Origin of the sequence: Streptomyces sp. NPDC046931 (genome assembly GCF_040644655.1) — a bacterium.
GTDB lineage: Bacteria > Actinomycetota > Actinomycetes > Streptomycetales > Streptomycetaceae > Streptomyces.
In genome coordinates this window covers 103,493-115,451 of sequence record NZ_JBEYWX010000009.1, presented here as the reverse complement: position 1 = coordinate 115,451, position 11,959 = coordinate 103,493, and the positions used below count along the sequence as shown (strand labels likewise).

12 protein-coding genes are annotated in these 11,959 nt (G+C 73.4%); 11 read left to right on the top strand and 1 reads right to left on the bottom strand.

What is annotated here, in order from left to right; translation table 11 throughout:
- The first annotated feature begins 49 nt into the window (after positions 1 to 49).
- Complete coding sequence (locus tag ABZ876_RS18270) at positions 50 to 2,212, top strand: primosomal protein N' (RefSeq protein WP_361781627.1); 2,163 nt, start codon at positions 50 to 52, stop codon at positions 2,210 to 2,212.
- A 280-nt stretch (positions 2,213 to 2,492) separates the two neighbouring features.
- On the opposite strand, the gene ABZ876_RS18265 is transcribed toward ABZ876_RS18270, so the two are convergent.
- A complete protein-coding gene (locus ABZ876_RS18265; RefSeq protein WP_361781624.1) occupies positions 2,493 to 3,026 on the bottom strand; it encodes a hypothetical protein in 534 nt (177 codons plus the stop codon).
- A 298-nt stretch (positions 3,027 to 3,324) separates the two neighbouring features.
- Between ABZ876_RS18265 and fmt the strand changes: the two genes are divergently transcribed.
- From fmt to ABZ876_RS18215, 10 genes are all read left to right on the top strand, one after another.
- A complete protein-coding gene (gene fmt, locus ABZ876_RS18260; protein ID WP_361781621.1) occupies positions 3,325 to 4,257 on the top strand; it encodes a methionyl-tRNA formyltransferase in 933 nt (310 codons plus the stop codon).
- Positions 4,258 to 4,332: 75 nt separating this feature from the next.
- Entirely contained in the window at positions 4,333 to 5,751 is a 1,419-nt protein-coding gene (locus tag ABZ876_RS18255) for a transcription antitermination factor NusB (protein WP_361781618.1), read from the top strand.
- Between the two features lie 168 nt (positions 5,752 to 5,919).
- Positions 5,920 to 8,205: a nitrate- and nitrite sensing domain-containing protein gene (locus ABZ876_RS18250; RefSeq protein WP_361781615.1), complete on the top strand. Its 2,286-nt coding sequence runs from the start codon at positions 5,920 to 5,922 to the stop codon at positions 8,203 to 8,205.
- Positions 8,202 to 8,606: a roadblock/LC7 domain-containing protein gene (locus tag ABZ876_RS18245; RefSeq protein WP_361781612.1), complete on the top strand. Its 405-nt coding sequence runs from the start codon at positions 8,202 to 8,204 to the stop codon at positions 8,604 to 8,606. The genes ABZ876_RS18250 and ABZ876_RS18245 overlap by 4 nt, the downstream gene beginning before the upstream one ends.
- Before the next feature lie 2 nt (positions 8,607 to 8,608).
- Entirely contained in the window at positions 8,609 to 8,971 is a 363-nt protein-coding gene (locus tag ABZ876_RS18240) for a DUF742 domain-containing protein (RefSeq protein ID WP_361781609.1), read from the top strand.
- Positions 8,958 to 9,548 carry an ATP/GTP-binding protein gene (locus tag ABZ876_RS18235; protein ID WP_361781606.1) on the top strand — a complete coding sequence of 197 codons (591 nt, stop codon included), beginning with the start codon at positions 8,958 to 8,960 and terminating at the stop codon, positions 9,546 to 9,548. Before ABZ876_RS18240 ends, ABZ876_RS18235 begins: the two co-directional genes overlap by 14 nt.
- Positions 9,549 to 9,622: 74 nt before the next feature.
- A complete protein-coding gene (gene rpe, locus ABZ876_RS18230) occupies positions 9,623 to 10,309 on the top strand; it encodes a ribulose-phosphate 3-epimerase (RefSeq protein WP_361781603.1) in 687 nt (228 codons plus the stop codon).
- Positions 10,310 to 10,387: 78 nt separating this feature from the next.
- Complete coding sequence (locus ABZ876_RS18225; protein WP_361782069.1) at positions 10,388 to 11,431, top strand: sugar-binding domain-containing protein; 1,044 nt, start codon at positions 10,388 to 10,390, stop codon at positions 11,429 to 11,431.
- A complete protein-coding gene (locus ABZ876_RS18220; RefSeq protein ID WP_361781600.1) occupies positions 11,428 to 11,622 on the top strand; it encodes a ribonuclease domain-containing protein in 195 nt (64 codons plus the stop codon). Before ABZ876_RS18225 ends, ABZ876_RS18220 begins: the two co-directional genes overlap by 4 nt.
- The gene (locus tag ABZ876_RS18215; protein WP_361781597.1) at positions 11,612 to 11,932 is read left to right on the top strand and encodes a barstar family protein; all 321 of its coding nucleotides are present in this window, start codon (positions 11,612 to 11,614) and stop codon (positions 11,930 to 11,932) included. Before ABZ876_RS18220 ends, ABZ876_RS18215 begins: the two co-directional genes overlap by 11 nt.
- Positions 11,933 to 11,959: the final 27 nt, after the last annotated feature.

Below are 11,959 nucleotides of genomic sequence, written 5' to 3'. Positions count from 1 at the left end.
ACGCGAAGTCCGCACGGCGGTGTCAGTGGGGTTTGGTAAGAATGCAAGCGTGAGCAGCGGGAACGGGCAGCAGCGAGCGGCGGGCGGGGACGATGCCGCGCCGCCCGAGCAGCTTGCGCTGATCCGTGAGGCCGTGCGCAAGGCCAAGGCACCCCGGGCCAAGCCGCGCACCTGGCGGGGAGCCGCCCTCGCCAAGGAGCTGCCCGTCGCCCGCGTCCTGGTCGACAAGGGCGTGCTGCATCTGGACCGGTACTTCGACTACGTCGTGCCGGAGGAGCTGGACGCCGTGGCCCGGCCCGGGGTCCGGGTCCGGGTGAGATTCGGCGCCGGCGCGCGCACGGTGCGCGAGGGGCGGCGCGAAGGCGGCGGGCTCATCGACGGGTTCCTCGTCGAGCGACTGCCCGAGTCCGACTACACCGGGCCTCTCGCGGCCCTGGCCCAGGTCGTGTCACCCGAGCCCGTCCTCTCGACCGAGCTGCTGGAGCTCGCCCGCGCCGTCGCCGACCGGTACGCGGGCAGTCTCGCCGATGTGCTCCAGCTCGCCGTACCACCGCGGCACGCCCGCGCCGAGGCCACGGAGACCGGTCCGCCGCCGGCACCGCCCGCCGCTCCGGATCCCGGGTCCTGGCGGAGGTACGGGCGAGGGCCGGAGTTCCTGCGGTCCCTGGCCTCCGGCGGTGCGCCACGGGCCGTGTGGACCGCCCTGCCGGGGCCGCAGTGGGCGGAGGAGATCGCCCGGGCCGTGCAGGCCACTCTCGCCTCGGGCCGGGGCGCCCTGGTCGTCGTACCCGCGGGCCGGCCCGCCGCCCGGGTCGACGCCGCGCTGCGCGCGCTGATGGGAGAGGGGCGGCACGCGGTCCTGACCGCCGACGCCGGGCAGGAGCGGCGGTACCGGGAGTGGCTCGCGATACGACGCGGAGCCGTGCGGGCGGTCGTCGGGACGCGGGCCGCCATGTTCGCGCCGGTCCGCGACCTCGGGCTCGTCGCCGTCTGGGACGACGGGGATGCCGCCCACAGCGACGACAACGCCCCCTTCCCGCATGTCCGCGAGGTCCTGGAGCTCCGGGCGTCGCGCGACAGGTGCGCCTTTCTGCTGGGGGGCTGGAGCTGCACCGTGGAGGCCGCGCAGCTCGTCGAGAGCGGCTGGGCGGCACCGCTGGTCGCCGACCGCGAGCAGGTGCGGGCCGCGGCGCCGCTCGTGCGGACCGTGGGGGACGGGGACCTCGCGCGGGACGAGGCGGCCAGGGCGGCCCGGCTGCCGACGCTCGCCTGGGAGGTGATGCGCGAGGGGCTGCGGCACGGTCCCGTGCTGGTGCAGGTGCCCCGGCGGGGATACGTTCCCCGGCTGGCCTGCGCCCACTGCCGCGCGCCCGCCCGCTGCCGGCACTGCGCCGGGCCGCTGACGGCCCAGGACGCCGGGGAGCTGCGGTGCGGCTGGTGCGGGCGGGAGGAGAGCGCCTGGCACTGCCCGGAGTGCGGCGGTTTCCGGCTGCGCGCCCAGGTGGTGGGTGCCCGGCGGACCGCCGAGGAGCTGGGGCGCGCGTTCCCGGCGGTACCGGTGCGGACGTCGGGGCGCGAGCAGGTGCTGGACACGGTTGCGGACACCCCCGCCCTGGTCGTCAGCACCCCGGGGGCCGAGCCCGTCGCCGAGGGCGGGTACGCGGCCGCGCTGCTGCTCGACGGATGGGCGATGCTCGGGCGGCCGGATCTGCGGGCGGGCGAGGAGGCGCTGCGGCGTTGGATCGGCGCGGGTGCGCTGGTCCGGCCGCAGTCGGCGGGCGGAACCGTGGTTGTCGTCGCCGAGGCGACGCTGCGGCCCGTGCAGGCACTGGTCCGGTGGGATCCCGTCGGGCACGCGGTGCGGGAACTGGCCGAGCGGGCCGAGCTGGGCTTTCCGCCGGTGTCGCGGATGGCGGCGGTGTCGGGGCCGGCCGAGGCCGTGGCGGACTTTCTCGCCGGGGCCGGACTCCCGCCGGACGCCGAGGTGCTGGGACCCGTGCCCGTGCCGGTCACCGAGGCCGGGCGGCCACGGCGCGCCGGGGGGCCGCCGCCGGGGGAGCGGTGGGAGCGTGCGCTCATCCGGGTGCCGCCCGGGAGCGGTGCCGCGCTGGCCGCCGCGCTGAAGACCGCGCTGGCGGCCCGGACGGCTCGTGGGGGGACGGGCGGCAGCGACGCGGTCCGGATCCGGATCGACCCACCGGACATCGGCTGACGCGCGGAGTTCGGCCCGGTACGCGGGACGGGGCGTGGGCTCGGGTCCTGGTACGCGGGACGGGCGATGGGCCCGGGTCCTGGTACGCGGGACGGGGCGTGGGCCTGGGGGTCGGGTGCGCGGGACGGGGCGATGGGCTCGGGGTCCGGCGTACCGATATCCCGACCTCGGCGCTCAGGCGCGGTGGCGTGTCCGCCGTACGGCCTCTCGCCCGCCGCATGTGGGCGGCGCGGCCGCACGGCTGCCTCCCGGTGCGGCCGGGAGGCAGGCGGAGGGCCGTTCAGCCGTTGCGGGGGCCCGGGAAGGCCGTCGGCCGCACTTCGTCGCGGAGCGTGGGGCTGCCGGCCGTCGGCTGTGTCGGCATCGAACGGGCCGCCGGCACGGTGGGGATGCCGGTGCCCATGTTGAGCGTGCGGGTGCCGGCCGGCTCCTGCGCGCGTTCGGCCTCGGTCGCCGCCTGGGCGGCGGCCCGGCGGGCGCCGTAACGACGGTGCACCGCCTGCTTGGTGACGCCGAGTGCGGAGCCCACGGCGTCCCACGAGAAGCCGAGTGAGCGGTCGAAGTCCACGGCCGCCGTCACCAGGGTCTCGACACTGTCCCGCAGTTCCTGGGCGAGACGGACGGTCGGGGCGGGGGCACGTCCGTAGACGACGAAGCCTGTGGAGGGGCCGGAGCGGCGCGGGCGGTAGACATTGCCCAACTGGGCGGTGAGGGTGCGCAGCGCGTCCACCTGTCGGCGGACCCGCTCGATGTCCCGCACCAGCAGGTGCAGGCTGGCCCGAGCCTGGGCGTCGTGGGTTGCGTGGTCGGCCATGAACAAGCCTCTCGAACCGGCGTTGAAAGGAATCGGGCCGCGATTGCGGCCCGTTGTGGTCAACTCTTTCTTGACCAACGCGCATGCGGGGCTCTGGTCACGGTGCGGGGGCGTAAGGAGACGTATGTACGCCCCCCGGGGCGGTGTGCGCTGTGCGAAGCATTCGTCCTGGATCAGGGCGCCCTTCCTGCTTCCGGTGCCCTGGCCCCCCATAGACTGGTGCGCTACCCGCGCGCCTCGGCCCGCCGCAGGCGTCCGGGCGCGTCCCGACTCCCGCCCGAGAGGCCGTCACCCACCCATGAGGCTTGTCTTCGCAGGTACCCCCGAGGTCGCCGTTCCCGCGCTGGACGCCCTGCTCGCGTCCGGGCGGCACGAGGTGGCGGCCGTCGTCACGCGGCCCGACGCACCCGCGGGTCGAGGGCGCAGGCTCGTCGCCAGCCCCGTCGCCGAACGGGCGGAGGAGGCAGGGATCGAGGTCCTCAAGCCGAACAGGCCCCGTGACGAGGACTTCCTCGCCCGGCTGAGGGAGATCGCGCCCGACTGCTGTCCCGTCGTCGCCTACGGCGCGCTGCTGCCCCGGGCGGCTCTCGACATTCCGGCCCACGGCTGGGTCAACCTGCACTTCTCGCTGCTGCCCGCCTGGCGTGGCGCGGCCCCCGTGCAGCACTCCGTCATGGCGGGCGACGAGATCACCGGGGCCTCCACCTTCCTCATCGAGGAAGGACTGGACTCGGGTCCGGTCTACGGCACCGTCACCGAGCGGGTCCGTGCCACCGACACCAGCGGTGACCTGCTCACCCGACTCGCCTTCGCCGGCGCCGGACTGCTCGCGGCCACCATGGACGGCATCGAGGACGGCACCCTCAAGGCCGTACCGCAGCCCGCCGAGGGCGTCACGCTCGCACCCAAGATCACCGTCGAGGACGCACAGGTGGACTGGGCCACGCCCGCGCTCCGTGTCGACCGCGTGGTACGGGCCTGCACTCCCGCCCCCGGCGCCTGGACCACCTTCCGCGGCGAGCGGCTCAAGCTGATCCAGGTCACGCCCGTGCCCGAACGCACGGATCTCGCCCCGGGACAGCTGTCGGCCGGCAAGAACAACGTGTACGTCGGCACCGGTTCCCACGCCGTCGAGCTGGTGTGGGTGCAGGCCCAGGGAAAGAAGCCGATGCAGGCCGCGGACTGGGCGCGCGGGGTGCGGATCGGCGCCTCGGAGACCCTCGGCGACTGACCTCCCCGCCCGCCCGCCACCCCCCGGACGTACGCTGGGAAGCGCACGCCGTCCCATACCCGGAGCACCTTTTTCGTGAGCGACCAGTCCCGTCGTCCCAGCAAGCCAGGCAAGTCCTACCGCCGGCCCAAGAAAGACCCCGTCCGCATGCTCGCCTTCGACGCGCTGCGGGCCGTCGACGAGCGGGACGCCTACGCGAACCTCGTCCTGCCGCCGCTGCTGCGCAAGGCACGGGAGAAGGGCGACCTGGACGGGCGGGACGCGGCGCTCGCCACCGAGCTGGTGTACGGGACGCTGCGCCGGCAGGGCACGTACGACGCCATCCTGGCGGCCTGTGTCGACCGGCCGCTGCGCGAGGTCGACCCGCCGGTGCTCGACGTGCTCAGTCTCGGCGTCCACCAGCTGCTGGGGACACGGATCCCCAGCCATGCCGCCGTGTCCGCCACCGTCGAGCTCGCCCGTGTGGTGCTCGGCGACGGGCGGGCCAAGTTCGTCAACGCCGTCCTGCGCAAGGTCGCCCAGAGCGACCTCGACGGCTGGCTGGAACGCGTGGCCCCGCCCTACGACGAGGATCCCGAGGACCACCTCGCCGTGGTGCACTCGCACCCGCGCTGGGTCGTCTCCGCCCTGTGGGACTCCCTCGGCGGCGGGCGCGCCGGGATCGAGGACCTGCTGGAGGCCGACAACGAGCGGCCCGAGGTGACGCTCGTGGCCCGGCCCGGACGCGCCACCACCGAGGAGCTGCTGGGCGAGGAGGCCGCGGCGCCCGGCCGCTGGTCGCCGTACGCCGTCCGGCTCACCGAGGGCGGCGATCCCGGGGCCGTGGAGGCCGTGCGGGACGGCCGTGCGGGCGTCCAGGACGAGGGCAGCCAGCTTGTCGCGCTCGCCCTCGCGAACGCGCCCCTGGACGGGCCGGACGAGCGGTGGCTGGACGGATGCGCCGGGCCCGGCGGCAAGGCCGCGCTGCTCGCCGCCGTCGCCGCCGAGCGCGGTGCCGCGCTGCTCGCTTCCGAGAAGCAGCCGCACCGGGCCGGCCTCGTGGCCAGGGCGCTCGCCGGGAACCCGGGGCCGTACCAGGTCATCGCCGCCGACGGGACCCGGCCGCCGTGGCGCCCCGGTTCCTTCGACCGGGTCCTGATGGACGTCCCCTGTACGGGGCTCGGTGCGCTGCGCCGACGGCCCGAGGCCCGCTGGCGGCGCCGGCCCGAGGATCTCGACGGGTTCGCGCCCCTCCAGCGTGGCCTGCTGCGGACGGCCCTGGAGTCGGTACGGGTCGGGGGTGTCGTGGGCTACGCCACCTGCTCGCCCCATCTCGCCGAGACCCGGGCGGTGGTCGACGACGTCCTCAAGCAGTACGGCGGCGCCGAACTCATCGACGCCCGGCCGCTGCTGCCCGGCGTACCCGCCCTCGGCGACGGCCCCGACGTACAGCTGTGGCCGCATCTGCACGGCACCGACGCGATGTATCTGGCACTGGTCCGCCGCACCGCCTGACCGGCACCGTTCGCGGGTGCTCACCCACGGGGGACGGTTGAAGGTTCGAACCCTCGCTCATAGGTAGGGAAACCGCGGTTTCCGCTTTGCGGTGCTGCGTCCCCCATGTGATCTTTCGGTGTGCAATCCGTTCGATCCCGGCGCACAGCCCGCACTCACCGGCGTGCGGTGCGCCTGCGTACCCTGCTCATCTGGCTGGCGGTGGTGCCCACCGTGGCCATGGGTGTCCAAGTGCTCATCGGTTCGAGCCGGCTGCTGCGGGAGTCGCAGCACCTGAGCGAGGACGTGGTGGCCGGCCGTCGGACCGGCACGCCCCTGTACCAGCTGATGATCAAGATGCAGGCCGAGCGCGCGATCACCGCCGCGTCCTGGTCGGGCTCGCCTGTGTCCGCAACCGAACTGCGCAGCCGCCGAGCCGACACCGACCGGGCCGTGGCCGCGTTCCTGAGGTCCTCCGATCCCGGCCAGGTCCACGAGGACGGGGCCCGGCACCACCTCCAGGAGGTCGAGCGGCGCCTGGCCGGCCTGAGCGCCCGGCGCGAGCGCGCCGACGCGCGGCACGGCGGTCCTGGCGACACCGTGGACTGGTACACAGGCGTGATCCACGAGGCGATTCGCAGCTACGAGGACTTCAGCCACGTGGACGACGGCGGACTCACGCAGGAGAGAGCGTCGTTGGTCTCCCTGTTCTCGGCCTCGGAGGTGGTGGCCCGCGAGGACTCGATCCTCGCGCTGTCAGGCCCCTCCAGGAGGCTGACCGCCGCTCAGTTCACCGAGTTCATCGAAGCCGTCGGCGCGAGTGACTACCTGTACGACACGATTGCCCCCGAACTGACCGCCGGCGACCGGCGGGCCCTCGAACGGATCCTCGCCTCGGACGCCTGGAAGACCAAGTCCCGAGTCGAGCGGGCGGTCATCTCCGAGCACCGGGACGCTCCCTTTGGGGTCGTGCTGCCCTACGGCATCCGCGAGTGGCGGACTGCGTACGACGCCCTTGCCGCCCGGTTGAACACCTTCAACGAGAGCGGGCTGCGGGAGCTGCTCGGCCACGCCGACGACCGGGCAGCGCAACTGGACAGGCAGGTGGCCGTGCTGGTGGCGGCAAGCGCCACCGCGCTCCTGCTGGTCGTCGTCGTGGTGGCCTTCACCACGCGCTCGGTTCTGCGCCGTCTGAAGAGCCTCCACGACCGGACGGTGACGGTCGCCGAGGAGACCCTGCCGGACATCGTGGCCCGGCTTCGGCGCGGACAGACCGTCGGCCCCGAAGCGCTGCCGCAGCCGCAGGGGGAGCAGGACGAGGTCGGCAGGATCAGCGACGCCTTCGCCCGCGTCGTCACCGTGTCCGTCGAGGGCCACCGCAAGCTCGCCGACGAGAGACAGGGCTTCGGTATGTTCGCCTCCGGTATCGCCTCCCGCACCGGGAACCTGGTCAGCCGGCAGCTCGCCCTCACCGAGCACCTCCAGGACACCTTCGGCCAGGACGAGGCGCTCCTCGCCGACCTGATGAGGTCCGATCAGCTCACGGTGGGTATGCGCAGGCAGATCGAGAACCTGCTCATCCTGGCGGGCGGCGAGATCCCCGACCCGCATACCGATCCCATGCGCGTCGCCGACCTGCTGCGGGAGGCGGCCGCGGAGGTCGAGGACTTCCGGCGCATCGACCGTCACGCCCTGGACGAGATCAGTGTGGAGCCCGGCGCGGTCAGCCGGCTCAGCCACCTCCTGGCAGAGCTGCTGGACAATGCCACCCGCTTCTCCCCGCCGGCGTCGAGAGTCGACATCCGGTCCGAACTCGTGGCCGACGGCCTCTGCATCGAGGTCGAGGATCGCGGCCCTCGGGTGACCGGCCGGAGATACGAGGAGATGAACGGCCGGCTGCACTCGGCCCCGCCGTACTCCGTGCTGGCCCGGAACGCTAACCGGCTCGGCCTCTTCGTGGTCGGCCACCTCGCCGATCAGCTCGGGGCGAGGGTCACGCTGCGCCGGTCCGTGTTCGGCGGGACAGCCGCCGTGGTGATCGTCCCGGGTCAGCACCTGGTGGACACCCACAAGCGCGGCCCGCTCCCCGAGCCGGCGCCGAAGCCCGCGTCCGCATGGCGGCCCGCCGAGGAACGCCGGCCCGAGGCCGTTCCACGGCAGGGGGCCGCCGACCGGGAGGACGGCACCGCCCCCATCGCGTCGGGGCTCCCGCGCCGCCGGCGAGAGGAGCCGGTGGGAGGGGCACGGTCCGCGGTTGCGGGGGCGGCTCCCCGCGGCACCGAGGGCCTCTGCGCCCGGCCGGCGCTCCCCGAGCGCGTCCCGCAGACGCATATGGCCGAGCAACTGCGTGAGCCACGCGCGGCCGCACCGGCCGGTCAGGACGCGGCCACGCCCGAAGAAGTCGCCGACGCCTGGGCGGACTACGAAGACAGCACCCGACAAGCGGAACTCGAGCTCCGACAGGACCAGTCATGACGACGACACAGAACGATGTCATCTACGGCATCCTGGACAACAACCTGAGCAGGATCGCGGGAGTCCAGGGAGCCGTGCTCCTCTCCAACGACGGGATCAGGCTCAGCGCCTACCTGCTGGAGCGGGACCAGGCCGAGCGGGTGGCCGCGGCGGCCTCCGGTATCGCGTCCACGATGAAGGCCATCTCGCGGGAGATCGCCGGCGGCGCGGTGATCCGCCAGCTGGTGGAGATGGACGACCGGTACCTGTGCATCGTCGGATGCGGGTCGGGCAGCACCCTGATCGTGGTGGCCTCCCGCAAGGCACGGCTCGGGGAACTGGGCGGTGAGGCGGTGCGCGCCTCGCAGGCCCTCGGCGAGTGGCTGGACACCCCCGAACGCTCACACGTGCCCACGGCGTGACGGTGGCCGACACCCAGCCCGGACGGCGCCGCCGGACGCGTCTGTACGCCCTCACCGACGGACGTACGGCGGCGTCCCGGCACGGCCTGACGATGGACACGATGATCACGGCGGCCGCCGACGCCGACGCCTTGGGGAGCCTGCCCACGGAGTGGCAGGAGATCCTCGCCATGTGCCCGTCGCCGGACGGACGGGCGGTCGCCGAGATCGCCGCCCGGATGCAGATGCTCCTGACCCCCATGGCGGTCCTGCTCGGCGAGTTGCTGGACCGCGGTCTGATCCTCCACCGGCCGCCGCTGGACGCCTCCGAGACCTCCGAAGTCCACCTGCTCATGAAAATCAGGGACAGCCTTGCCCGACTATGACACCGCCGCACCGCAACCCTCCCCCGTCAAGGTCCTCATAGCCGGGGGCTTCGGCGTCGGCAAGACGACCCTGGTCGCGGCGATCTCCGAGATCGATCCGCTGCGCACCGAGGAGCGGCTGACGGCCGCGGGCGTCGGGGTCGACGACCTCGACGGCATCGAGAGCAAGACGGCGACCACGGTCGCGATGGACTTCGGCCGCCTCACCCTCCACCACGCCGGAGTCGTCCTCTATCTCTTCGGGACACCGGGCCAGGAACGCTTCTGGTTCCTGTGGGACGACCTGCTGCATGGGGCGCTCGGGGCGATCGTCCTGGTCGACACCCGGCGTCTGGACCGCAGTTTCCCCGCCATCGACTTCTTCGAGAACCGCGGACTGCCCTTCGTCGTCGCCGCGAACTGCTTCCACGGCGAGCAGCCGTACACCGTGGAGGAGATCAGCGCGGCCCTGCACCTGCGCGACCCGAACAGCCCCGTCCTCCTGCTCGACGCCCGCTCCCGGGAGGACGTCCGCAGCGCCTTGCTCTCGCTGCTGGAGGTGCTCATCGCCAAGGCGCGGCTCAACGCGCCGGCCTGACGGGCGGGGGCCGGGGGAACCGCTCGGGGCGGACCGGGGAGAGCGATCGACGGCGGGCATGGCAGTCTTGGGGCATGGCCGTGCAGATCAACCCCAGCATCCTGTCCTCCGACTTCGCCCGCCTCGCCGAGGAGGCGAGGGCGGTGGAGGGTGCCGACTGGCTTCACGTCGACGTGATGGACAGCCATTTCGTCCCGAACCTCACGCTCGGCGTGCCGGTCGTAGAGTCCCTGGCGCGGGCGACGGACACCCCGCTGGACTGCCATCTGATGATCGAGGACGCCGATCGGTGGGCACCGCAGTACGTCGAAGCGGGTGCCGGATCGGTCACCTTCCACGCCGAGGCGGCCGGTGCGCCCGTGCGGCTGGCCCGGGAGATCCGGGCCAAGGGCGCCCGGGCCTCCATGGCGCTCAAGCCGGCGACGCCCATCGAACCGTACGAGGACCTGCTGCCAGAGCTGGACATGCTGCTCATCATGACCGTCGAGCCCGGCTTCGGAGGTCAGGCGTTCCTCGACATCATGCTGCCGAAGATCCGCCGCACCCGTGAGCTGATCAGCAAGCACGGCCTCGAGCTGTGGCTTCAGGTCGACGGCGGTGTCTCGGCCTCCACCATCGAGCGGTGCGCGGAGGCGGGGGCGGACGTCTTCGTGGCCGGTTCGGCGGTGTACGGGGCGGCCGACCCCGCCGCGGCGGTACGTGCACTACGCACTCAGGCGGAGGCGGCGACGGCCCGCGCGTCCTGGGCGTGCGACGACTGAGCCAACGGAACCTGAACGCCGACCGTCCGGGCTGATCGAATCCGCCGGATCTGCAAGGATGAACGGCGAATGCAGAGTGTGAACAGCAGTGAGGAGATGGCCGTGTCGGGTATGTCGGCGGGCCGGTCAGCCATGCGGATGGGACCCGCTGAGCTGGTGCAGGCGGCGGCCATGGCCCGCCGCTTCTACCTCGAGGGCAAGTCCAAGATCCAGATCGCCGAGGAGTTCGGCGTCAGCCGCTTCAAGGTGGCCCGGGTCCTGGAGACCGCCCTCGAACGGGATCTCGTACGGATCGAGATCCGTGTGCCGGCCGAGCTGGACGCGGAGCGCTCCGACGCGCTGCGCGCCCGCTACGGCCTCAGGCACGCCGTCGTGGTCGAGTCGCCGGCCGAGGCCGAGGAGTCGCCCGATCCCGAGAACCTCGGGGAGGTGGCCGCCGACCTGCTCGGCGAGCTGGTGACCGAGGGGGATGTGCTGGGCCTCGCCTGGGGCCGGTCGACCATCCATATGGCGGCCGCCCTGGACCGGCTGCCACCGTGCACGGTGGTGCAGCTGACGGGTGTGTACGACGCCGGGACCGCCGAGCGCGGCTCGGTGGAGGCCGTCCGCCGTGCCGCACAGGTGTCCGGCGGGGACGCGCACCCGATCTACGCGCCGATGCTGCTGCCGGACGCGGCGACGGCTGCGGCGTTGCGGAACCAGACGGGGATCGCCCGGGCCTTCGAGTACTTCGACAAGGTCACGGTCGCCTGTGTCTCCATCGGCTCCTGGGAGCCCGGCATCTCGACGGTGCACGACATGCTCAGTGACGAGGAGCGGGCGCACTACGCGTCGCTCGGTGTCGCCGCCGAGATGTCCGCACACCTCTTCGACGCCGAGGGCCGCCGGATCGGACGGGACCTCGGGGAACGGTGCATCACCGTCAAGGCGGACCAGTTGCGGCGTATCCCGGAGGTCGTCGCGATCGCGGGCGGGCAGCGGAAGGCGTCCGCCATCGACGCGGTACTGCGCTCCGGGCTCGTCACCAGTCTGGTGACGGACACGTCGGCGGCGGACTGCCTGATGACGGCGGGCCCGACACCGACTCCCGCCCTGCACCGAGCGGACCCCGACGGAACGTGAGGGCCCCGAGGGCCCTGGGACCCCGACGCCGGCCGGCCAGGGCCCCTCGGCCCGAGGACCGCGCGTACGCGGTTCCCGCCCGGGGCTCGCGCGAGCCCCGGGCCCGGCGCCTCGTCGCCGGGCGGAGCGGTGAGATCCACTGCACCGACGATCACTACAACCCGTTCAGGCGGTGCCGAGATGACCGATGACCTGGTGGGCCGCCTCGTGGTCCCGCTGGACCTCGACGGGGTCACCGACAAGTCCGCCTTCATGGAGCGGGTCGCCTCCGCCCTGGACCTCCCGGAGTGGTTCGGCCGCAACTGGGACGCGCTCGCCGACTCGCTGACCGATCTCACGGTCTGGCCGTCCGCTGCCGTGGAGCGGGGCCTGTTGCTCGTCGTGCGGGGCTGGCGGACGTACGCGAGGGAGCGGCCGGAGGAGTGGCGGATCGCCGAGGAGGTGTTCTCCGAGTCCGCGGCGGGGACGCCGGAGCTGTCCGTGGCGCTGGAGCTTGGATGATCCTACCAAAGACCCTCTGACCTGCCT

Excerpts from the sequence above, each read along its gene's own strand:
- fmt (WP_361781621.1), top strand. The coding sequence starts at position 3,325 with ATGAGGCTTGTCTTCGCAGGTACCCCCGAGGTCGCCGTTCCCGCGCTG.
- ABZ876_RS18245 (WP_361781612.1), top strand. The coding sequence starts at position 8,202 with ATGACGACGACACAGAACGATGTCATCTACGGCATCCTGGACAACAAC.
- ABZ876_RS18215 (WP_361781597.1), top strand. The coding sequence starts at position 11,612 with ATGACCGATGACCTGGTGGGCCGCCTCGTGGTCCCGCTGGACCTCGAC.
- rpe (WP_361781603.1), top strand. The coding sequence starts at position 9,623 with ATGGCCGTGCAGATCAACCCCAGCATCCTGTCCTCCGACTTCGCCCGC.
- ABZ876_RS18265 (WP_361781624.1), bottom strand. The coding sequence starts at position 3,026 with ATGGCCGACCACGCAACCCACGACGCCCAGGCTCGGGCCAGCCTGCAC.